The sequence below is a fragment of the Oceanobacillus sp. HCA-5259 genome (genome assembly GCF_037892815.1).
Lineage (GTDB): Bacteria > Bacillota > Bacilli > Bacillales > Amphibacillaceae > Oceanobacillus > Oceanobacillus indicireducens.
Map to the genome: position 1 here is coordinate 65,844 of NZ_JBBKBV010000012.1, position 20,794 is coordinate 86,637.

24 protein-coding genes are annotated in these 20,794 nt (G+C 40.1%); 5 read left to right on the forward strand and 19 right to left on the reverse strand.

Going from position 1 to position 20,794, the window contains the following annotated elements; genetic code table 11:
- Window positions 1-18 precede the first annotated feature (18 nt).
- From WKU33_RS09130 to WKU33_RS09175, 10 genes are all read right to left on the reverse strand, one after another.
- Entirely contained in the window at window positions 19-732 is a 714-nt protein-coding gene (locus WKU33_RS09130; RefSeq protein WP_156856043.1) for a SurA N-terminal domain-containing protein, read from the reverse strand.
- 154 nt (window positions 733-886) lie between these two features.
- Entirely contained in the window at window positions 887-1,882 is a 996-nt protein-coding gene (locus tag WKU33_RS09135) for a siderophore ABC transporter substrate-binding protein (protein ID WP_188857156.1), read from the reverse strand.
- A gap of 527 nt (window positions 1,883-2,409) precedes the next feature.
- Window positions 2,410-3,165, reverse strand: coding sequence for an iron ABC transporter ATP-binding protein (locus WKU33_RS09140; protein ID WP_156856045.1), 756 nt, complete (start codon window positions 3,163-3,165; stop codon window positions 2,410-2,412).
- Window positions 3,159-4,109, reverse strand: coding sequence for an iron chelate uptake ABC transporter family permease subunit (locus tag WKU33_RS09145; protein WP_156856046.1), 951 nt, complete (start codon window positions 4,107-4,109; stop codon window positions 3,159-3,161). Before WKU33_RS09145 ends, WKU33_RS09140 begins: the two co-directional genes overlap by 7 nt.
- Window positions 4,099-5,052, reverse strand: a complete 954-nt coding sequence (locus tag WKU33_RS09150; RefSeq protein ID WP_336252368.1) for an ABC transporter permease — start codon at window positions 5,050-5,052, stop codon at window positions 4,099-4,101. The genes WKU33_RS09145 and WKU33_RS09150 overlap by 11 nt, the downstream gene beginning before the upstream one ends.
- A gap of 1,020 nt (window positions 5,053-6,072) precedes the next feature.
- The gene (locus tag WKU33_RS09155) at window positions 6,073-6,780 is read right to left on the reverse strand and encodes a DsbA family oxidoreductase (protein ID WP_336252367.1); all 708 of its coding nucleotides are present in this window, start codon (window positions 6,778-6,780) and stop codon (window positions 6,073-6,075) included.
- Between the two features lie 151 nt (window positions 6,781-6,931).
- On the reverse strand, window positions 6,932-7,384 hold the full coding sequence (locus tag WKU33_RS09160; RefSeq protein WP_156856049.1) for a DUF2188 domain-containing protein: 453 nt from the start codon (window positions 7,382-7,384) through the stop codon (window positions 6,932-6,934).
- Between the two features lie 59 nt (window positions 7,385-7,443).
- A complete protein-coding gene (gene fni / locus WKU33_RS09165) occupies window positions 7,444-8,496 on the reverse strand; it encodes a type 2 isopentenyl-diphosphate Delta-isomerase (RefSeq protein ID WP_156856050.1) in 1,053 nt (350 codons plus the stop codon).
- A complete protein-coding gene (locus WKU33_RS09170) occupies window positions 8,493-8,723 on the reverse strand; it encodes a hypothetical protein (protein WP_156856051.1) in 231 nt (76 codons plus the stop codon). Before WKU33_RS09170 ends, fni begins: the two co-directional genes overlap by 4 nt.
- A 27-nt stretch (window positions 8,724-8,750) precedes the next feature.
- Window positions 8,751-9,254 (reverse strand): CarD family transcriptional regulator, encoded by a 504-nt coding sequence (locus WKU33_RS09175; RefSeq protein WP_156856052.1) that lies wholly within the window; start codon window positions 9,252-9,254, stop codon window positions 8,751-8,753.
- Window positions 9,255-9,458: 204 nt separating this feature from the next.
- On the opposite strand from WKU33_RS09175, the gene WKU33_RS09180 reads away from it, so the two are divergent.
- Entirely contained in the window at window positions 9,459-9,887 is a 429-nt protein-coding gene (locus WKU33_RS09180) for a MarR family winged helix-turn-helix transcriptional regulator (RefSeq protein WP_340454206.1), read from the forward strand.
- A gap of 329 nt (window positions 9,888-10,216) precedes the next feature.
- A complete protein-coding gene (locus WKU33_RS09185) occupies window positions 10,217-10,756 on the forward strand; it encodes an HD domain-containing protein (protein WP_340454208.1) in 540 nt (179 codons plus the stop codon).
- A gap of 372 nt (window positions 10,757-11,128) precedes the next feature.
- On the opposite strand, the gene WKU33_RS09190 is transcribed toward WKU33_RS09185, so the two are convergent.
- From WKU33_RS09190 to WKU33_RS09205, 4 genes are all read right to left on the reverse strand, one after another.
- Complete coding sequence (locus WKU33_RS09190) at window positions 11,129-12,187, reverse strand: LLM class flavin-dependent oxidoreductase (RefSeq protein WP_156856055.1); 1,059 nt, start codon at window positions 12,185-12,187, stop codon at window positions 11,129-11,131.
- A gap of 239 nt (window positions 12,188-12,426) precedes the next feature.
- Window positions 12,427-12,867 (reverse strand): MarR family winged helix-turn-helix transcriptional regulator, encoded by a 441-nt coding sequence (locus tag WKU33_RS09195; RefSeq protein ID WP_194461805.1) that lies wholly within the window; start codon window positions 12,865-12,867, stop codon window positions 12,427-12,429.
- Between the two features lie 12 nt (window positions 12,868-12,879).
- Window positions 12,880-13,452 (reverse strand): DNA-3-methyladenine glycosylase I, encoded by a 573-nt coding sequence (locus WKU33_RS09200; protein ID WP_188857161.1) that lies wholly within the window; start codon window positions 13,450-13,452, stop codon window positions 12,880-12,882.
- A 3-nt stretch (window positions 13,453-13,455) separates the two neighbouring features.
- Window positions 13,456-14,295, reverse strand: a complete 840-nt coding sequence (locus WKU33_RS09205; RefSeq protein WP_188857162.1) for a sulfurtransferase — start codon at window positions 14,293-14,295, stop codon at window positions 13,456-13,458.
- Window positions 14,296-14,480: 185 nt separating this feature from the next.
- On the opposite strand from WKU33_RS09205, the gene pepT reads away from it, so the two are divergent.
- A complete protein-coding gene (gene pepT, locus WKU33_RS09210; RefSeq protein WP_340454211.1) occupies window positions 14,481-15,722 on the forward strand; it encodes a peptidase T in 1,242 nt (413 codons plus the stop codon).
- 250 nt (window positions 15,723-15,972) lie between these two features.
- Here pepT and rpiA read toward each other — a convergent pair whose 3' ends face one another.
- Entirely contained in the window at window positions 15,973-16,653 is a 681-nt protein-coding gene (rpiA, locus tag WKU33_RS09215; RefSeq protein WP_340454213.1) for a ribose-5-phosphate isomerase RpiA, read from the reverse strand.
- Between the two features lie 184 nt (window positions 16,654-16,837).
- Between rpiA and WKU33_RS09220 the strand changes: the two genes are divergently transcribed.
- Window positions 16,838-17,863 (forward strand): D-alanyl-D-alanine carboxypeptidase family protein, encoded by a 1,026-nt coding sequence (locus WKU33_RS09220; RefSeq protein ID WP_340454215.1) that lies wholly within the window; start codon window positions 16,838-16,840, stop codon window positions 17,861-17,863.
- 45 nt (window positions 17,864-17,908) lie between these two features.
- Here the strand turns inward: WKU33_RS09220 and WKU33_RS09225 are convergent, their stop codons facing one another.
- The 4 genes from WKU33_RS09225 to WKU33_RS09240 form a co-directional block, all read right to left on the reverse strand.
- A complete protein-coding gene (locus WKU33_RS09225) occupies window positions 17,909-18,274 on the reverse strand; it encodes a hypothetical protein (RefSeq protein WP_194461806.1) in 366 nt (121 codons plus the stop codon).
- Window positions 18,275-18,436: 162 nt separating this feature from the next.
- Window positions 18,437-18,976, reverse strand: a complete 540-nt coding sequence (locus WKU33_RS09230) for an HD domain-containing protein (RefSeq protein ID WP_188857175.1) — start codon at window positions 18,974-18,976, stop codon at window positions 18,437-18,439.
- 289 nt (window positions 18,977-19,265) lie between these two features.
- Window positions 19,266-19,667: a VOC family protein gene (locus tag WKU33_RS09235; protein WP_340454220.1), complete on the reverse strand. Its 402-nt coding sequence runs from the start codon at window positions 19,665-19,667 to the stop codon at window positions 19,266-19,268.
- A gap of 202 nt (window positions 19,668-19,869) precedes the next feature.
- Window positions 19,870-20,016 (reverse strand): hypothetical protein, encoded by a 147-nt coding sequence (locus tag WKU33_RS09240; RefSeq protein ID WP_198042610.1) that lies wholly within the window; start codon window positions 20,014-20,016, stop codon window positions 19,870-19,872.
- A 420-nt stretch (window positions 20,017-20,436) separates the two neighbouring features.
- On the opposite strand from WKU33_RS09240, the gene WKU33_RS09245 reads away from it, so the two are divergent.
- The gene (locus tag WKU33_RS09245) at window positions 20,437-20,769 is read left to right on the forward strand and encodes a PadR family transcriptional regulator (protein WP_156856066.1); all 333 of its coding nucleotides are present in this window, start codon (window positions 20,437-20,439) and stop codon (window positions 20,767-20,769) included.
- Window positions 20,770-20,794: the final 25 nt, after the last annotated feature.

Sequence of the window (20,794 nt, forward strand, 5' to 3'; positions counted from 1 at the left end):
GGCGCTTACGCCTTTGTTTTAGATATGTTTTTCAATTTCTGCTTCTTCTTTCAGTTCAGCAATTCGGTTTTCAAGAAGTTCACTTTGCTTTTGCTCAGCAAGTGACTGTCTGATCATATCTTCAACTTCTTCCAGTTCACCGACTTCTTCACTTTCTTCTTTCAGCAGATTATACTGTTCTTCTACTTCTTTGTCCGTTACTTCAGCTTCAAATTCCTCTTCAATGTACTTAATTGTAATTAAATCATTCGTCAACTGGGTACGGAATTCTTCTTCGGATAGATCATATTCCTTAAGCAGTGTATCAATTGCTTCCTCTCCATTTGTCTCAATGATACTGTCAATTTCTTCTTGAGTATCCTCTTCGGTTACTTCAATTCCACTATCAAGAGCGTCTTGGCGAATTAATTCCTGTTCTGTGATAATGTCAATCGTCTCATTTTTTAGCGTATCAAGATCACTGACATCTTGCCCATACATATGGTACATTGTCTTTAGTTGTCTATATATATTATTGTATTGCTCGCCAGTAACTTCGTCGCCATTGATGCTCACAACGACTGTATCGGCGTCAACTTTCTCGTCTTCGGTGATTTCAACTTCTTCCTGTTGCTGTGCTTCATTTTCTTTTTCAGCTGCTGGGTCATCGGCTTTATCTGCGTCATCTTTACCACAAGCTGCTAACATAAGTGTTAGAACAAGCGTGAAGATGAGCAGCATTTTTTTCTTCATAAAAATATTTCCCTCCTAATTGGTCTTTCTCTAGTAAACCACAAATCGGTACCTGATTTCAATTAAAAAAGCAACCTCCTCATCGATAGAAGAGGTTGTTTTTCAAGTAATGGGTTGAATACCTAGGAAAATCTGTAATGAAATGGATATTTGTTTATTCGATTGTTTCGTCGATTTGTTTAGCCATTTCAGATACGGATACAAGTCCGCCGCCTGATAGGTACCAGAACTCTGGGTTCAAATAATGGATATTGTCATTTTTATATGCGTTCGTATTTTCTACTAGCTCGTTTTCAACAAGTTGTTTCGCACTTTCTGACTCGGAACCACCAACAACAGCTCCACGGTCAATGACATAAAGAATATCCGGATTCTGTTCCATAACGTACTCAAAGGAAACATTCATACCGTGAGTCGATGCTTCAATGTTTTCATCTATCGGTTTAACTCCGAATACATCGTGGATAATACCGAAACGAGAGCTTGGACCATAGGCACTGATTTTGTCATCATTAGCTAAGATGATTAATGCTTTTTCGTCACTTGCTTCAGCTCTTTCGTTCAAATCGGCAATAATGTCATCAATTGCTGTCAATTCCTCTTCTACTTCTGCTTCTTTATCAAAAATCTGACCTACCGTTTCCATGTTATTTTTGAATGAATTCATGTAATCTCCATCATCTACACCAAGGTGAATGGTTGGTGCAATTTCAGCAAGTTGATCATATAGGGAAGCTTGACGACCCGAAATAATGATTAAATCTGGATCAATCTCAGAGATCTTCTCAAAATCTGGCTCTTTCAGGCTACCAATATTCTCATATTCATCTGATTCGAAAGTATCCAAATAGCTTGGAAGTGTACCACCTTTTGCCACACCTGTAACACTTTCTACACCAAGTTTATCTAATGTATCTAGGATACCAAAGTCAAATACTACAACTGATTCTGGGTTTACAGGAACTTCTGTTGTATCTAGTTCATGCTCAACTGTAACTGTTCCAGCGGCGGCTTCTCCCCCTCCGCCTCCTATTTCTTCTGTATCGGTGTCTGTATTTGTTTCAGCACCTTTATTATCATCATCCGAACCGCAAGCGGCTAGGAATAGAAGGATCAATCCAATCATTAAAGCATACGTAAATTTCCTCATAAGTAGTTACTCCCTTTTGTACAATTTTTAAGCTTATTTAAAAAGCTTATATATAATTATTAACTATAGCTATATCATTCCATGCAGTAGTAGGGAGATAAAGTGAAACTTCATTCCGTGGGGAATTCCTTACTCCCACTGAATATTAGTTAAACAGAATCAGGTATTTACGGACTGTATATTCCCACCTTGATATTTTGGTTTTCCCTCTTGTTTAGAGGAAGGGGGTATTACAGACCGTTAATACGTGATAAGGGTAATATTTATTTTTCATTCGACTCCACATGTCCGTTTCTCTATAAACATATATCATTACTATACATCCTTGCCCCCTTTTCTCTCATGGATTCGAAATCGGAACAGGAGTAATCATTTTATTTGAAGCAAAATCATTTACCTCATCCGTAAAATACGATAAGATAAAGATAGTCATGTTCCCTTGACACGAATTTTTAGGTTGCCGCCTATTGTGTCAGGGGGATTTTTTTCACCTTTTCTACCCCATGCTTCATGTTCAAATATAACTATTAGTAATAAAAACAAATTCGCTGGCTGTCAATTTCTCGAATGTCTATGTCCATATCGTAAATTTCTTTCAGGACACATCGGTCAATGACATCACAGGCACGGCCTTGCTTTACAATCTTCCCGTCTTTTAGTGCAACAATATGATCAGAATAACAGGAAGCAAAGTTGATATCATGAATGACAATCACAATTGTTTTTCCCATCTCATCGACTAAGCGACGCAGGGTTTTCATGATTTGGCTTGCGTGACGCATATCCAAGTTGTTCAGTGGCTCGTCAAGCAGGATATATTCGGTATCTTGGGCAACCGTCATCGCGATATGTGCACGTTGACGCTGACCTCCAGAGAGCTGGTCTAAAAATTTATCTTGAATCTCTTCAAGTTCTAAATAAGCAATTGCTTCATCGACTTTCTCCCAGTCCTCTTTTTTCAACTTTCCTTGTGAGTAAGGGAAGCGGCCAAAGGAGACAAGTTCACGAACAGTAAGTTTCAAGTTGATTGTATTTGACTGTTTTAAAATCGAAATCTTCTTCGCTAATTCATTATTCTTCGTTTTGAATACATCTTTCCCGTCAATGGTAATGTCACCATCATCTTTTGCAATTAAGCGGCTAATCATTGAAATAAGCGTACTCTTACCTGCACCATTCGGGCCAATGAAAGAGGTGATCGTGCCCTTTTCAATCTTCAGGGACACATCTTCTATAATCTGCCTGCTACCAAACGATTTAAAAACATTTTTCAAATCTACCATGATTTATTCTCCTTTAACAAAAGATAAATGAAGTAAACTCCACCAATAAAGTTAATGATGACACTTACAGTCGTACTGAAAGTGAATACTTTTTCCACAAGGAACTGCCCACCAAGTAAAGCGATAATACTAATGAATACAGAACCTAATATAATGTAAAAATGACGATATGTCTTCATCAATTCATAAGCTACGTTAACGACGAGTAGGCCAAGGAATGTAATCGGCCCAATTAATGCAGTTGCGACAGAGATGAGAATCGCTACGACGATGAGGAGCCGTTTCACAACATAGTCGAACGGTACACCTAAATTAATGGCATCGTCCTTCCCTAAAGCGAGAACATCCAAATACTTGTAAAATCTCTTAAAATATAAAAGCACAAGTGCGATGATGAGAATCGAAATATAGACGAGGTTGCGATCCACATTATTGATACTCGCAAACATCCGGTCCTGGGCAATTCCGAATTCATTCGGATCAATCAAGACCTGCATAAAGTCAGTGAAACTTCCAAAGAATGTACCGAGAATCATTCCGACTAATAGAAGGAAGTAAATATTATTACCTTCGCCTCTAAATAGGAAGCGATACAACACAAGAGAAAATAATATCATTGCACTTATAGATATTAAATAATTTAGGCCACTATTCATCATGACGATGGAATTAGCACCAAAGATAAAGATAATAACGGTTTGTATGAGCATGTACAGGGAATCTAGTCCAAGTACACTTGGTGTTAGAATCCGGTTGTTCGTAATAGTCATAAAGACGACGGTAGCAAATGCAATCGCTCCGCCAGTCAGAATGATCGCTCCTACTTTCATAATTCGTCTCGGGAGGATGTAATCAATATTTCCAGTCAGATCATAAAATACATATAATAACGCGAGTGATACGGAGATGATGGCTAGAATGATTGTTTTTGATTTATAACCCATGTTTCTTTCTCCTTAGCAGCAGGTAGATGAAAATTCCACTACCTATCACACCAACGGTTAAGCTGATTGGAATTTCATATGGATAAATAATCAACCTGCCGATCACATCACAGAAGAGGACGAACACTGCCCCTAACAATGCGGTATGAACTAATGTGTTTTTCAAATGATCTCCCTGGTAAATGGCAACTATATTCGGGATAATCAAGCCAAGAAACGGAATGACTCCCACCGACAACACAACCGATGCTGTCACAAGTGCACTAATGATTAATCCGATATTGACGATTTGGCGATAATTCAACCCTAGACTCCTCGAGAAATCCTCTCCCATGCCCGCAATCGTAAATTTATTTGCATAGAAATATGCAATTAGTAGAAGGGGCACACTGACAAGCATCAGCTCATAATTCCCACTCATAATCATGGAAAAGTCACCCTGCATCCAAGATGACATGTTTTGGATCAAATCATTCTGATAAGCAAAGAAAGTTGATATCGAGCTTATAATATTACCAAGCATTAAACCAATTAATGGTATGAATATCGCGTCCTTGAATTTCACCCTGTCTAGGATCTGCATGAAGAGCAAGGTGCCAAGTAAAGCGAAGATAAAGGATACAAGCATCTTTTGCAGAGGTGTTGCCGTCGTGAAGACCATCATCGATACGAGGATTCCGAGTCTTGCTGAATCCAAGGTACCTGCAGTTGTCGGGGAAACGAATCTGTTTCTACTTAACTGCTGCATGATCAAACCAACGATACTCATGCTCATCCCTGCAATAATAATACTGATCAATCGAGGAACTCTGCTAACTAGTAAAACTTGCTTTTGTGTTTCCGTTAAGCTAAACAAATCGAGTGGACTCACATTGGAGACACCGACAAATACGGAAAGTAGTGAGAAAACAAATAAAAGTATAATTAAGTACCGTATTTTCATAGACTGCCCTTCTCTTCAAAAAACAAGTCCATTCACAAATATGTATGGATCATGTTTCTCCTATTCCCTCTTTGTTTTATGTTGAGATTAATTAATAATTATTATCACCTGCAACTAACTCTAAATAAGAATGATATTCATTATCAATTAGGTGTTAATTACAGTATATCAGATTTGTAAGGGTAGTCAATGATTGGGCATAAAAGAATTTAGCTTAGCTGAAAAAGTTATTGAGAATTAAAAAGGAAACATGCCCCTTTAGGGGGATACCGCTGTTGGGCTTTAGCCCGTACTTAAGCGGCCTTCCTTTAGTTCTGAGTTGATGTTGACTTATCAATTAGAGGAGTGTGAAGTTTGATAGTTGCTGGGCGCTGGATCCGGACGTGGCTAGCCCTAGATACCTGAGTTATCACAGCATTTTTATTTTATAGTTGGTGGGAGAATGTTAATCACTGTTAATTTCTCTATTCCGTGCTCCAGCTCTTGAAAAGGGAAAATAATCACTGTTTACTTTCCTGTTCCAGAGTTCCATCTATTCTCATGGGAAAGTAATCCTCGTTTATTCTCCCATTCCAGCGCTCCATCTATTCTCATGGGAAAGTAATCCTCGGTTATTTTCCCATTCCAGGGTTCCATCTCATCTCATGGGAAAGTAACCCTCGTTTATTTTCCCATTCCAGGGTTCCATCTCATCTCATGGGAAAGTAACCCTCGGTTATTTTCCCATCCCAGCGCTCCATCTTATCTCATGGGAAAGTAATCCTCGTTTATTCTCCCATTCCAGGGTTCCATCTATTCTCAAAGGAAAGTAATCGTCGTTTATTCTCCCATTCCAGCGCTCCATCTCATGGGAAAGTAATCCTTGTTTATTTTCCCATTCCAGCGCTCCATCTCATCTCAAGGGAAAGTAATCGCCGTTTATTTCCCTATTACGGCGCTCGACCTCTCCAAAAGGGAAAATAACATAGTTTCTTATACGATAAAAAAACATACCACATTATTTTGCGGTATGTTTTTTCCTTATTGTTCTACACAGCCTTCATCCGTACAATAAGAAGTCTTTGATTTCTTCTTTTTTGCTGCTGGGGATTTTTCTTCCTCTTCCCAAACTTTAGCGAGTGCCTGTGAAAATACTTCGCTCGGCTGGGCCCCGGATAACGCGTATTTCTCATTAAAGACAAAGAACGGGACACCTTGCACACCAAGCTCGTGGGCAACGGCAATATCTTCTTTCACTTTCTGGGAATATTTTTTCGATTGTAACATCCTACTTGTTTCTTCTGGATCAAGACCAACTTCGGCCGCTAGCTTAACTAATGTATCGATATCACTCAATAATTCCGATTCGGTGAAATATGCGTGCAGGAGACGTTCTGTCATCGCTTCTCCCTTCCCTTTCTGCTCAGCATAATGAAACAGGCGGTGAGCATCAAAGGTGTTCGCATATTGCATCGTATCGAAACGATAATCGAGTCCAACTAATTTCGCCTGGGCACTGACTTGTTCATTCATCCTTTTTACCTCATCTAATGAGATTCCCTTTAGTTCGGAAAAGGTTTTATAAAAGTCTTTTCCCGGAATGTGCTCGGCGGTCGGATCAAGCTGGTAACTTTTATATTCAATTATCACAGATTCATTATGCGGGAACCCTTCCAACGCTTTTTCTAAAATTCTTTTCCCGATATAACAGAAGGGACATACAAAATCTGACCAAATTTCGATTTTCATTTAAATGGTTCTCCTTTAATCGTACAATTTCCAATTCGCTTAAGACTGCATTAATTGTAGCATAGAGGGGGGTATCGTTGAAATAATCTGCCTGAATAATACACAAAAAAACAGCGGGCCTATTTTCAAGCTCCGCTGCTTTTTCATTATATTAATCAAATGAATATTTTTCCTGAACGGTTCCGTCTTTCTTGTAGACAGTGACAGAGGTTCCTTTATTATCTGCAATTTCTTTTGCCCGTTTTATGGCGTCACGCTTCGCATCAAAAACATTGCTCGGACGCTCTGCTCCTTTGGATTCGACTGCCCAGCCGTCCTCATGCGCCCGCACAATTTCTCCTTCTTCCATTCGTTCCGGATTACTTTTATGCTTGCGGTCCTCCGGGGATCGGGTCGTGACTTTTCCATATTTCCGGTAATGCTCCACTTCCTCATCCGTGGCATTTTCGCGCCATTCTTTTGCTTGGCTAATGGCTATCGGGAGTGCGCGTCCTTCCTCATAACCTTCATCAATCATGGCGTTGGCAATATCTATCGCTTTCTTCCTTGTGACGTCGGGTAAATTTTTCATGGATGGAGGATAATCCTCTATTGTCCAAACCATTTTCATCCCTCCCAGTCTGTTAATTCTATTACCCAGGTTGGAAAGAGATGAAACTTGCTTTACATTTCGTCCATAAGGGATGTGCCCATAATATTGACACGTTTCGTATTCTTGAGTTCTTCTAGGTTCTTCACACCAATTCCAAACATTGTCATCTGGAGTTCCAGTTCAATTTGTTCCATTGTCTCGTGAACAGCTTCCGGCGATTCAGTCGCTGCTTTTAGTAAATGACGAGCGAACCCGATTATATCAGCACCGATTGTAATTGCTTTTGCAGCATCCACCCCGGTACTCATTCCGCCGCTCGCTACAAGAGGCGCGTCAGGTAACTTGTTTCGGACAGACACGAGACAGTCCTTCGTTGGTAGTCCCCAATTGTTAAATGCCTCGGCAGCTGCCTTCTTCAATTTATTCCGGGAGCGTAGTTTCTCCACTTGGCTCCAAGATGTACCGCCAGCACCTGCGACATCAATGTAAGCAATTCCTGCATTGTATAATTTTTCAGCGACTTCTCCGTCAATTCCAAAGCCGACCTCTTTGACGCCAACAGGTACTTCCAGCGTCTTACATACCTCTTCAATTTTAGGTAGCAGATTTTCAAAGTTGACATCGCCCTCATCCTGTACGATTTCCTGCATACTATTTAAGTGAAGGACAATTGAATCTGCGTCAGTCTTATCAATAATCCGCTGGCATTCTTCTGCTCCATAACCGTAATTGAACTGCACCGCTCCGATATTGACGATTAATGGAACGGTAGGAGCTTGCCTGCGGATCAGGAAGGATTCCTTATGTTGGTCACTTTCTAAGAATGCACGCGTAGAACCAATCGCCATCACCCAGCCTCGCTCTTCAGCAGCTAGAGCCAAGTTCTGATTAATTTCTGTCGCCAGTTCTGAACCACCGGTCATCGAGCTTACAAGAAATGGAGCCTTCAACTGCTTTCCTAAAAAGCTCGTTTCCATTGAGATGGAGTCGAAGTTGATCTCCGGTAATGCATTATGTATAAAATGAATGCCTTCTAAGCCTGTCGATTTATCTACACCTTCCACATTCCCCGTTAAACATAAACGGATGTGCTCGGTTTTTCTTTGGTTAATTCCTTTGGTCATCGTATAGTACCTCCGAGAAAATAATTTGCCTTATTAGCTATTTTACTTGTTTCATCTGGTAAATAAAAGAAGAAGCTCTCTTGTTGATTGAACAAAGCCAGGACTGGATGATTCGAGGGATTAGGAGCTCGATCATCACACCAGGCAAAAAACAAGGGAACGGTAAATGCAAACCAATCAACACTACCCCCTTTGTCTGAAGAAACAAAAAATTGACCTTGTTTCATACGTCAAGGTCAATTTCTTCCGTTATATTAGGATACCTTCGAAGGGATAATCTTGTTAATCCGTTCGATGATACGTTCAACTGTTGTATCAAGAGATGCTGCTAATTCTTGGAATATGATCCGCTGAATTTCTTCAAGCATCTTCTGGTCTTGGTCATACATTCGTTCTTTATTTATTTTCGCTTCTTTCTGTTTACGCATGAGAGTGTTGGCAATCTTAACAATCTCATCGCGGTCACCACTATTGATCAAGCTGTTATATTTTCTATTACGTTGTTTGGCATCCTCAATCCATTCGATTCCAGGTTCTTCAAAGGATTCAAGGATTGTTTTTGCCTCTTTCTTACCCATAATATCCAACATGACGACCTGTTCATTATCCACCGGTACACTGATTGTTAAATTCGGATCCTCCATTGGATGCAGAATATAATATTCACGTGTTACATCCCGGTAGCTTCTTTCGCAAATGTCATCAATTTTACATACACCATGTGAAGAGTAGATGATTAAATCTCCAACTTTAAACATTTGCCAACCTCCATTTTCTCTCGTTCATCAAATCGAGTCACACTTTAATTTTACTACTTTTTCAACAATTTGTCAACTTGTTGACAACCCCTCGTCAAGCTCTGTATAGTATAGCTCGGGTGTTCAACTATACAGTTGTTTGAACGGTTCTGGAATAGGTAATTAAACTTTATAACATGGTACGGAAATAAGAGGTGTTCATACATGACAGGAGAAATCGTTACGATAGATATATTTGATTTACTAAGAAAAAAACATCAAGAGACTCGTGATGCTATTGAAAGCAGATGGAATGATCGAAATGAAATTCAACTTACAAGTTCCGAATGGTTCATTTTGGATTGGATCAATTATGGAAGAGAACTGATTGCAGACGTCGGAAGAAATGGAAAGTTCACGCGCCAAGGAACCCACAAGTTAATTCGGAAGCTTGAAGAGCGTGGACTAGTAAAAACAGAGCCGACTAAGAATAATAAGCGGAGTAAATACGTACAATTAACACCACTGGGAGTCATTTGTTACGAAGAAAATAAAGAATTGAAAACGGCACTCGAAGAACAAATCCGCCATGTCCTTGGAGATGAAAAATACGGAGAATTGGTAAACATACTCTCGACAGATTGGGAATTGTAACGTTTATCACGTATTAACGGTCTGTAATACCCCCACCTCTAAACATGGAAGGAAGCCCAACATGTGAAGTGGGGGATATACAGTCCGTAAATACCTGATTCTGTTCAACTAACATTCAGTGGGGAGGTAAGGATTCCCCACTGAATGAAGTTTCACTTTATCACGTATTAACGGTCTGTAATACCCCTCACCTCTAAACATGGAAGGAAGCCCAATATGTGAAGTGGGGGATATACAGTCCGTAAATACCTGATTCTGTTCAACTAACATTCAGGGAGGGAAGGAAACCCCCACTGAATGAAGTTTCACGTTATGAAAGGAGAATCCTTTTGAAGGAGAAAGCAAAACGATTTGCAGAAAAAGCCCACGAAGGTCAATACCGGAAAGTCGGCAATGTTCCCTATGTCACCCACCCTATTCGCGTGGCAACCTTTTTGGAAAAAAACGGCGCAAGTGATGAACTCATATGTGCTGCTTATTTACACGATGTAGTTGAGGATACGCCAATAGAAATAGAAGAAATTGAAAAAGAGTTTGGTAAAGCAGTAGCAGACCTTGTACGGTCCCATACCGAAGATAAATCCAAGTCATGGAAAGAACGGAAGCAGCATACCCTCGATATATTGAAAAAGGCCAGCAGTGAAGAAAAGCAACTCATCGTTGCGGACCGATTTGATAATCTATTGTCACTTGAGAAAGACATCAAAGAACAGGGACAAGCCGTTTGGGATATATTCAACGCAGGATATGAAGACCAGAAATGGTATAACGAAGGAATTGCAGCGAACATGGACCAAGGTCTAGCCCAAGAGGATCGGCCAGCATTTTTTGATGATTTTACAGCTGCTGTAAAACGAATATTCCATTAAAACAATAGCCTAAGTTCCTTATCTGAACTAGGCTATTATTTGTATCTTCTTAACAAAGGCGCAAGCGCCCGTTTAGCAACGTACAAACTGGATCACTCCGGAATGAGATATAGGAAACACAACGAACGATAGTGAGTTGATGTTGACTTATCGATTGGAGGAGTGTGAAGTTTGATAGTTGCTGGGCGCTGGAGCCGGACGTGGCTAGCCCTGGATACCTAAGTTATTAAGGCATTTTTATTTTATACCTTCTTATCTTTTTAAAACCATATCCTTTTTCTTTTTCTGCTTGGATTTCCTCTCTCAACATAACCGTATCTACGTCCCGGCATTGGATCCTGATAGCGCAACTATCTTCACGTTTTTTCAACCTTATTTTTTCGTAGTGTATTTTTTAACAGCTGGTAAAATTTCATTCCCGATAATTTCAATATTCTTCTTCATCTTTTCTAGTGGAACACCGCCAAAGTCGAGCTGAGCCATATATCTTTGATGGTTAAACTGTTCATGTTGATACAGGATTTTCTCAATGATCTGTTGCGGACTACCGACATTGATTACACTCCTAGGGTCAACGGCTTGAGCGAATAATTGTTTCGGGAAACCTTGACCATTGGTCAGCTTCATTCCTTCATTGATGTGCGGGTAATACTCTCGTAAAGCTTCCTGTGAAGTTTCCGCCGCATAGAAAAAGGTTGTCGTCGCAACCGGGAAATCGTCTGGATTGTGGCCTGCTTGCTGTAATGACTTACGGTACACATCAATCGGCTGTTTAAAGGAAGAAACCGCTCCACCTAACATCGCCTGGCTCATCGGCACACCCTGTAATCCTGCTTTAATGGCACTCGCTGGTGTGCCGCCAACCGCTCGCCAAATCGGAAGTGATCCATCTTGCGGCCGTGGCAAAACTTTCGCATTTCGTAAAGGCGCTCGATGTTCCCCGCTCCAATTCACTATTTCCTTTTCATTAATCTCCAGTAGCAATTCAAACTTCTCTTCGAACAACTCTTCATAATCACGTAAGTCGTAACCTAATAATTCAAAAAGCCCGACCCTTGAAGCACGCCCAGCAATAATCTCCGCTCGTCCGTTTGAAATTAAATCAATCGTGGCAAAATCTTCATAGACACGAACTGGGTCCGATGTACTGATAATTGTTGACGTACTGCCAAGTTTAATCTTTTCCGTCGCTTGGGCAATTGCTGACAATATAATAGCATGGGCTTGAGTTGCGAAAAACTCTTGATGGCTTTCCCCCACTCCAATAAAGTCTAACCCCGCTTGTTCCGCCAGCTCGGCAACTTCTATAATTTCCTTTATTCGTTGCTGCGCAGAGATGCGTTCTCCTTTATGCGGGTTATATAAATGGTCCCCTAATGTGAAAATCCCGAACTCCAAACCATTATTAGGATTTATGCGATATTTTTCCATATTTATCTGTCTTCCCTTCAATTATCCATTAGCACTTCAGTTAATAACTTAACTGATATTTACCATCAGTTTAAACCTTAACTGAAGAATGAGTCAATCTTCCCGCTCAAGAACAGGCGCTGGAGCCGGGCGTGACCAGCCCTAGATATCTAAGTTTTCCATAGCATTTATATTTTATAGCTTCTTATAAACAGAAAAACGCCCTTCCAAAATAGCGATGAAGGGCACCATTGAACCTGCTATTTCTCAACTTTTCTAAGGAGATGGAGGAGTTGTTTTTTTTCCTCGATTGTTAGCTTTTTAAAATAGTCTTGTTGAAATTCCTCCAGTACTTGATTGGATTCCTTGTAGACGGTTTTCCCTTTTTCGGAGAGGGAAATATAATTTGTTTTCCAATCTTTTTCCTTTTTTATTAAATCAAGCTGCTCCAGTCTCTTAATAATCTGTGTGATATTCGCTTTGGTTACCAACAGTTGATCGGCGAGCTCTTGTTGCGATAAGGTTTTCGCCTCAGCAATTCTACTTAGGATATCGTACTGGGCATTGGTTAGATTCCAGTCCTTTAAAATTCTGCTTGATCGTGCTGTATTATTTTTATAATTCCGGTAAATCCGGTACCAGAGTAAAACACTCAATTTCCTATGTCTATTTGAGTTAGACCTTGAAGAGCCTATTGCCATTTCCTCCTCCAATTATTTCGCTAAATCTTTCCTGTAAAGAAAGCAACCTTTCACATGATCGTTAACCAAGCCTGTCGCCTGCATAAAAGCATACAAAATAGTTGGTCCAGCAAAACTGAAGCCCCGCTTTTTCAAATCTTTAGCTAACGTCTCTGATTCTTTTGTCTTCGCGGGGACTTCTTCATGTTTGTTCCAATGATTAATGATCGGCTTTCCACCGACAAACCGCCAAATATAAGCATCAAAGCTGCCAAATTCATCTTGTATCTTTAAAAAGACTTGCGCATTCTTCCTAACAGATTCTATCTTTCTACGGTTACGGATGATTCCAGAATCCTGCAGCAGCTCCTCCACTTTCCAATCGGAATATTGGCTGATCACTTCCACATTGAAATCATCGAATGCTTTTCGGTAATTTTCCCGCCGTTTTAAAATTGTAATCCAGCTTAGACCAGCTTGAGCACCTTCAAGTGTAAGCATTTCGAAAAACTTCCGGTCATCATGTACAGGTATACCCCATTCTTGATCATGATATTCCATGTAAAGCGGATCATCCGTTACCCAGGAACAACGTGTTACATCCATCGCTTAATCTTCCCCGATTTCAATTTCATTTTCATCATAAGAAATCCAATCGCTGAAGCTCCCTGGATAAAGCCGCACATTCTCATACCCAGCAGCCTTCAATGCTATTATATTAACACAAGCAGAAACACCGGAACCACAGGAGACGATAATTTCATCATTTTTATCCAAATCCGAAAAATGTTGCTGCAATTCTTCTCCCTTAAGCCACTTCCCATCTGCAGAAAGAACGGCTTGCCACGGATAATTTTTCGCTCCTGGAATATGACCTGCTTTACTATAAAGCGGTTCATAATCTCCTAAGTATCTATTTTTCGCACGTGAATCAATCAATACCGCGTCTGTATCCAACTTCTCTCTCACCGTCTGCATATCAACAATTTTATCCTCATCAAAGGTTGCGGTGAATTTTTTCGGTTTAAGGGAAGGAATCGCATCCGTCACTTCATTCCCTTCCTCCACCCAGCGGGCATAGCCACCTTCTAAAATATATACCTTGTCATGGCCAAGCGCATCAAGCAACCACCAGAGCCTCGCTGCAAACATATCATTGCCTTCATCATAAATAACAACTGTTGTATCTTCATCTATCCCAATATTTCCAAGTTTTTCAATGAAATTCGGGAAGTCCGGCAATGGATGTGAACCACCATGTTTGAGTATTTTTCCTGAAAGATCTCTATTCAAATCCAAATACACTGCACCAGGAAGATGACTTTCCAGATACAATTTCCTTCCTGCATCTTCATCATCAAGCTTGAATCTTGTATCCACAATCACCGTATTATCTTGATTATTCTCTAATCGTTTCTTTAAGCGTTCCACGCTGATTAAATTCGTCATCAAAAATTCCCTCCAAATCATTTCATCCTTACCTTCATTGTAGCCGTTTCTTTATAAACAAGAAAGATTTTTATTCAAATTTTCCGATACTTAACCGGAGTCGCATTCGGCGCTTCCGTAAATGTATGCTAAACTATGGGTAATGTGATTGCTAATCAGACTATTATTAAAGGAGTGGATGCAGGATGAAAGAAGAACTAATTGAACGACTTACTACATATGCCAAAATTGACACCCAGTCGAATGAGAACTCAACGACAATCCCAACGACAAAAGGCCAACTCGAACTTGTCGACGTATTAATCCGCGAAATGAAAGCAATTGGACTAGAAGACGTGGAAGCCGACGAAAATGGTTATTTAATGGGAACACTTCCGAGCAACACAGATAAAGATGTTCCTACTATTGGATTCCTTGCTCATTTAGATACAGCAACCGACTTTACAGGCAAAAATGTTAATCCGCAAATTATCGAGAATTTCGATGGCAATGACATTACGCTGAATAAAGAACTTGGCGTAGTGCTATCTGCACAGGAGTTTCCCGAGCTCCCTAGTTATAAAGGACATACATTAATGACCACAGACGGCACAACATTGCTTGGTGCCGATAACAAAGCAGGAATCGCAGAAATCATGACAGCGATGAATTATTTGAAGCAACACCCCGAAATCGAGCACGGCCGCATTCGCGTCGCCTTTACACCAGATGAAGAAATTGGGCGCGGTCCACAACATTTTGATGTAAAGCGTTTCGATGCGACGTATGCTTACACCGTCGATGGCGGTCCACTCGGCGAATTGCAGTATGAAAGCTTTAATGCAGCAGCTGCGAAAGTAACTTTTAAAGGAAATAGTGTCCATCCAGGAACCGCCAAAAATAAAATGGTAAACTCCGGTAAGCTCGCTGTTGAATTCATTCAGAAATTCCCGGAAAAAGAAGCACCGGAACATACGGAGGGCTATGAAGGCTTCTATCATCTGATTTCCATAGAAGGTGATGTCGAAACAACAAAAGTGTACTATATTATCCGTGACCATGATAAAGATAAATTTGCGGAGAGAAAAAATACTGTAGAAAGTTTCGTCAGTGAAATGCAAGAAAAGCACGGCGCGGAAAATGTTTTGCTGGAAATGAAAGATCAGTATTACAATATGCGTGAGAAAATTGAACCGGTAAAAGAAGTAGTGGAAATCGCAAGTCAAGCGATGAAAAACCTTGATATCGAACCGATCATCGAACCAATCCGCGGCGGAACAGACGGCTCCCAACTTTCTTACATGGGCCTGCCAACTCCAAATATCTTTACCGGCGGCGAAAACTTCCACGGCAAATTCGAATACATCTCCATCGACAACATGGAAAAAGCAACCAAAACAATCATTGAAATCAGCAGACTCTTTGCCGGGACAAGGGGTCAGAGGTAGTGTCCCAGTTTGAATCCTATTGTATGATTTTTATAGGCTCGTTGCCTAAATGAATCGTTAGAAAAAGCATTCGTTCCGGGAACGAATGCTTTTTTCTAAGGCTGTAATGCTATGGGTCAGTGCCCTTTTTGGTGTGCATTTGTTGCAGAAGCGATGATCAATTATTTTTGGGACAGTGCCTCCGACCCTTTTGTCCCACTTACCCAAACTGGGACAGTGCCTCTGACCCTCTGTCCCACCATTCATTAAATTATTTCGTTATCAGTTTCGTGCTACCGTTATCTGCGACAATCACTTTCTTCGTCATATCCACAAATAAACCCGTTTCAACAACACCAACAAGCGCGATTAGTTGTTCGTGTGTCGCTACCGGATCATGGATCTCTTCAAATGCACAATCCAATATATAGTTCCCGTTATCCGTAACGAATATTTCACCAGCTTTTTCTCTCAACTTTGGTGCGCCGCCTAATTTTTCAATCTTTCGAGCGACTACTTCCCAGCCGAATGGAACGATTTCCACTGGCAAAGGAAACTTACCTAAAGTGGAAACAATTTTTGATTCATCCACAATGACAATAAACTCTTTTGCCGCTGCAGCTACAACTTTCTCACGGAATAACGCTCCACCGCCGCCTTTAATGAGTTGAAGATTGTCATCCACTTCATCCGCACCATCAATCGCAATATCGAGTTCTTGGGTATAGGAAAAATCAGTAAGCGGAATGCCGAATTCCTTTGCCCACTCATCCGTGACTTCCGAGGTGGAAATAGCTACAACATTTAATCCTTCCGCCTTCACTCTTTCTCCAAGCGCTTTCACCATATAATATACAGTCGAGCCTGAACCGAGCCCTACTTTCATTCCATCTTGAATATATTTTACTGCTTCTTGTCCTACTAGTTGTTTTGATTGGTTTATCCTATTCATTGCATTGCCTCCTTGCAACTGTTTCTACAAAATTATCACTAGGAGAACAAGCTTTCAAATATATTGCAGATTACTTTAAGCTTTCTAAGCTTAAAACATCCATTTCCCACCTTGCTCTCCCTCGTTTCCTATGAGAAAATGTAGGATGCTAACCACTTAAATTACGTAGATTGTAGGGATTAGAATGAAACGGAAGTCTATTATAATTGCCTTATTTACATTGCTATTATTACTAGCCGCTTGTACGGACGGCGAAGAAACATCTAATCATTCATCTGATTCGGAAGCAGCAAAAGAAACGGAAAAAGATGTTAAAGTGAATGATGAGGATGTTGCATCCCCAGCTGGTGAATTGCAAAAACTGGATGAAGGAGAAGCTGTAGCTCAACTGCAAGCAGACTTGGAAAAAATCGGCTACACACTCCCAATAGACGGCGTTTATTCGGATGTAACGACCTGGGCAATTACAGATATTCAATTACAACTGGATGATTTATATGTAACAGGTGTATATGATGAAGCAACTCAGGCTGCCATGGAAAATATCTTAGAAGGAAAACTCACAATCGAAGTAGGAGCGGGCCTCCCACCACTTGCCGAACCAGTAACAACAGGCAGTGGATCGCTTGTCGTTGGTAATCCATATGACCAGCTTGCCATCATAAATAAAGAGAATGCTTTGCCGGAAGACTATGAGCCCCATGACCTTGTCGTCCCGGATGTAAGGTTCCCATTTGAAGAAGATTTACCGAAAAAACAATTACGCGCACCGGCTGCGGAAGCGTTAGAAGCATTGTTCAGTGAAGCAGAAGCAGCGGGATATGAACTGTTTGCCCAGTCCGGTTATCGAGGCTATGATACCCAAGTCTCCCTGTTCAAGGCCTATGCGGCTGAACATGGTGAAGAGGAAGCGAACATCTTCAGTGCACGACCTGGAGAATCCGAACATCAGACCGGGCTTGCCATGGATATTACGAGTGAAAGTGTCTCCTATCAGTTGACAACCGATTTTGGAGAAACTCCTGAAGGACAATGGGTCGCCGAAAATGCCCACACATTCGGTTTTATCATCCGCTACGAGGAAGGTAAGGAAGATGTTACACAATACCAATTTGAACCATGGCATTTACGTTACGTCGGAGTAAAAGCGGCAACGGAAATGGTCGAGAATAACCTAACAATGGAAGAATATTTTGCAGAAAATGAATAAAGAAAACGAAAAGCTCGGAGTGTCCGTCAGAAGGCACTCCGAGCTTTATTCCATGTAAAAAGCTGATAAGTTATAATTATCTTTGCTGAACCACCGGTACGGAACACTCTTCTTCTGCATAGAAACCCAGTATTCATCTCCAATATATATATCTTCCCAAACAATATTGATAGGCACTCGTTTGTTATCAGCATCAAAAAAAATAGCATCATTGAGATGAACATTTACCTCTTCTTCTGTATCTAATCTCGTGACGGATATTCTGTAGCCGTCATCATTCGGTTCTTTCTCTTCTACCCGCACCATTCCGAAGTAGGAACTATCACTGGATAAAAGTGGCAAAACAACGAAAACTATAAGCAGAGGAAAAATTATATAAATGAAAAGCTTCTTTAGAACGGAAGATTTCATACCTACTAACCCCCAAAAATTTCACTACTTATACCACCAATAAAATTGTACCATTGTTACGGGAGTTGTATCAATCAAAACAAAAAGCCCGAACAAACAGATTACCTTATGCGTCACGCATCCTGTTCATTCGGACTTTTTATCGCTTTATTCCGTTCTAATTTAACTAACACCTCGAGCCTCTTTCCCCTCATGCAAATCCTTGTTGATCTGTACATCAAGCGCACGAATTCGCAGAAGTGCATTTTCAAAGTCAATCTCCTTATAATGATGATTGCCTCCACCCTCTTCATCCGCTTCATCAGCCATGGCGACAACTCGCTGAAGCGGTTCAAGTTCCAGCTGTCCATTCGGCAAGTATGAATCCGTATGGAGCAAGATAGCAATCGCTATTTTCTTCGCTGCGTGACGATCCTCACCCAGTCTGATTAATAATTTATGCGCCCGGCTTGCACCCTTTATCGCATGGATATCATTTTCTTTATAAAGGTCATAATCCCATTCACCATCTCGATACCAGGTGTAATGACCAATATCATGAAGGAGCGCCGCTTTTGTTGCATAATCCGCATCCACTTCAAACCGTTTTGCAAAAATATAAGCATACTCCGTTACAGCTACAGCGTGAGCAATCCCTGAACGCTCGAGATACTTCTGGGTAATTGGATGCAGGAAGACTTCTTCTAGTGTAATTCTTCTCATCGGATACCCTCCTTCTATTACTAAATATCATCCAGTATCTTCCTTAAATCCTTTAACGTTTTAATGCTAAATTCCTGCAACTATATCATATTTTACATCATTTTTCAATAGGCACATGCCTGGAGCAGCTATAGAAGTAATCTTTTATTCAGAAACGTTTTATACGGAAAAATCACTTATTCATGATTGGTGATTTTTAAACGCTTACCTTTTCATTATTCTGGTGCTTTTCAACACGTTCGAACCGTTTTTAAATAGTTGTACAATCATATCCGTAATCGGCGTTACCTCAATAATCGGGGGCCACAAGCTCCACTTTAATCCTATCCGGATCTTCGAAGTACACGGCATAGTGGTTTTCTCCCCCAGCAAAGGGATGTTTCTCCGGATAAAGAATATTTATTCCTCTGTCTTGTAATTTATCCGTCATTTCATCTACGTGCTGACGTGAGTTTGCATAAAACGCCAGGTGATTAAGTCCCACCCGGCATCTATGATATGGGATATCAAGAAACCTATCTTCCGCCTGTACAAACACAATATAGGTTTGATCTATTTTCCAGCTTTGTCCATTTTCCCATTCTTGAAAAGAAGTATATCCTAAATCTTTTAGAAACCAGCCCCAAAAATCTACTGTCTTTTTTAAATCCGATACATATAGTTCGATGTGGTGTATCAATCCTTTTGACATTGAAAGTCCCCCCTATCGCCGGTTAAGTAAATAAGAAATTTTCATTCTAAATCAATTAAAATCTAATCAAGCTGTCTTATTTTATGAGTGTTATTATCGTAGAAATTACAAAATAAGTTATTATCCCTAATACAAATATCGCAATATTACTTTTGGTAAAGTATTTTTTCATCTTAACTACTCTCCTCGGTAACCATCTCAATCACTGCTCATTTCTCGTAAATCTAGGCTTACTAAAAAAAGCTGCAAGAAAAATAAATAATGTAGCAAGTAAAGTTCCAGTAGCCCCTTTATCAATGTAAGCAAATAAAGGGCCAGTCACAGCTGCAAGAATAAACATCAATTTCATCATCTTCCCCACCATTGAAGTTAAATTAATAATACTACATTTTTCATACTAACGGATATAGAAAACCTTTCCTTCTGCTTGTCCCCTCTTGATCAAAGACGATCTTTACTACAACTTCTTTAAACTTAAACTCGTCCAAATCCCTCCAAATTGAATCACATCACCAAACTCTCCCGGTTGTCCATTACTATCTTTGATGGCGTGGAAAAAATGACCACATAAGTTCATACGAAGGAAAAATCCCACTATTATAGGCTGAAGTATTTACTTAGATACCCTTCTAAAAAGAAGGAAATGTCCTGCTATCTAAGAATGAACAATCTAATTCATAAGGATCATTACATATATCGCATTAACGATATATGTGTCATTGACATATAGTACTCAATCATGTATTATAAAAATTAAGAGGTGAGAGTAATGGAAAATGATAAATGGCAATTGCAGTTTAAAAAGGGAATTATTGAATTAACCATTATGCTACTCATTCAAAAGAAACCCAAGTATGGTTATGAAATAACATCTACATTAAAGAATACTTCTTATCTAAGTTTGTCTGATGGAGCAATATACCCCATTCTTAAACGGTTAGAAAAAAACAATTGGACATATTCTTTCTGGGATAATCCAGAGGATGGCCCAAGAAGAAAATTTTATCAACTTACAGAAAAGGGTAAAGATGTTTTAGAAAGTCGTTTCCAAGTTTTTGATGAATCTTTACAGGTAATTAAAAAAATAGAGGGAGCTGATTAGTTTGTGTGCAACCATTAATGAATAT

Bases quoted from the DNA above. Each gene is read 5' to 3' on its own strand.
- WKU33_RS09155 (WP_336252367.1), bottom strand. From the start codon at position 6,780: ATGAAAATCGAAATTTGGTCAGATTTTGTATGTCCCTTCTGTTATATC.
- pepT (WP_340454211.1), top strand. From the start codon at position 14,481: ATGAAAGAAGAACTAATTGAACGACTTACTACATATGCCAAAATTGAC.
- WKU33_RS09245 (WP_156856066.1), top strand. From the start codon at position 20,437: ATGGAAAATGATAAATGGCAATTGCAGTTTAAAAAGGGAATTATTGAA.
- WKU33_RS09135 (WP_188857156.1), bottom strand. From the start codon at position 1,882: ATGAGGAAATTTACGTATGCTTTAATGATTGGATTGATCCTTCTATTC.
- WKU33_RS09200 (WP_188857161.1), bottom strand. From the start codon at position 13,452: ATGGATGTAACACGTTGTTCCTGGGTAACGGATGATCCGCTTTACATG.
- WKU33_RS09170 (WP_156856051.1), bottom strand. From the start codon at position 8,723: ATGAAACAAGGTCAATTTTTTGTTTCTTCAGACAAAGGGGGTAGTGTT.
- rpiA (WP_340454213.1), bottom strand. From the start codon at position 16,653: ATGAATAGGATAAACCAATCAAAACAACTAGTAGGACAAGAAGCAGTA.
- WKU33_RS09205 (WP_188857162.1), bottom strand. From the start codon at position 14,295: ATGACGAATTTAATCAGCGTGGAACGCTTAAAGAAACGATTAGAGAAT.
- WKU33_RS09175 (WP_156856052.1), bottom strand. From the start codon at position 9,254: ATGTTTAAAGTTGGAGATTTAATCATCTACTCTTCACATGGTGTATGT.
- WKU33_RS09235 (WP_340454220.1), bottom strand. From the start codon at position 19,667: ATGTCAAAAGGATTGATACACCACATCGAACTATATGTATCGGATTTA.
- WKU33_RS09240 (WP_198042610.1), bottom strand. From the start codon at position 20,016: ATGAAATTGATGTTTATTCTTGCAGCTGTGACTGGCCCTTTATTTGCT.
- WKU33_RS09225 (WP_194461806.1), bottom strand. From the start codon at position 18,274: ATGAAATCTTCCGTTCTAAAGAAGCTTTTCATTTATATAATTTTTCCT.
- fni (WP_156856050.1), bottom strand. From the start codon at position 8,496: ATGACCAAAGGAATTAACCAAAGAAAAACCGAGCACATCCGTTTATGT.
- WKU33_RS09220 (WP_340454215.1), top strand. From the start codon at position 16,838: ATGAAACGGAAGTCTATTATAATTGCCTTATTTACATTGCTATTATTA.
- WKU33_RS09150 (WP_336252368.1), bottom strand. From the start codon at position 5,052: ATGAAAATACGGTACTTAATTATACTTTTATTTGTTTTCTCACTACTT.
- WKU33_RS09140 (WP_156856045.1), bottom strand. From the start codon at position 3,165: ATGGTAGATTTGAAAAATGTTTTTAAATCGTTTGGTAGCAGGCAGATT.
- WKU33_RS09190 (WP_156856055.1), bottom strand. From the start codon at position 12,187: ATGGAAAAATATCGCATAAATCCTAATAATGGTTTGGAGTTCGGGATT.
- WKU33_RS09160 (WP_156856049.1), bottom strand. From the start codon at position 7,384: ATGGTTTGGACAATAGAGGATTATCCTCCATCCATGAAAAATTTACCC.
- WKU33_RS09230 (WP_188857175.1), bottom strand. From the start codon at position 18,976: ATGAGAAGAATTACACTAGAAGAAGTCTTCCTGCATCCAATTACCCAG.
- WKU33_RS09180 (WP_340454206.1), top strand. From the start codon at position 9,459: ATGACAGGAGAAATCGTTACGATAGATATATTTGATTTACTAAGAAAA.
- WKU33_RS09195 (WP_194461805.1), bottom strand. From the start codon at position 12,867: ATGGCAATAGGCTCTTCAAGGTCTAACTCAAATAGACATAGGAAATTG.
- WKU33_RS09145 (WP_156856046.1), bottom strand. From the start codon at position 4,109: ATGGGTTATAAATCAAAAACAATCATTCTAGCCATCATCTCCGTATCA.
- WKU33_RS09130 (WP_156856043.1), bottom strand. From the start codon at position 732: ATGAAGAAAAAAATGCTGCTCATCTTCACGCTTGTTCTAACACTTATG.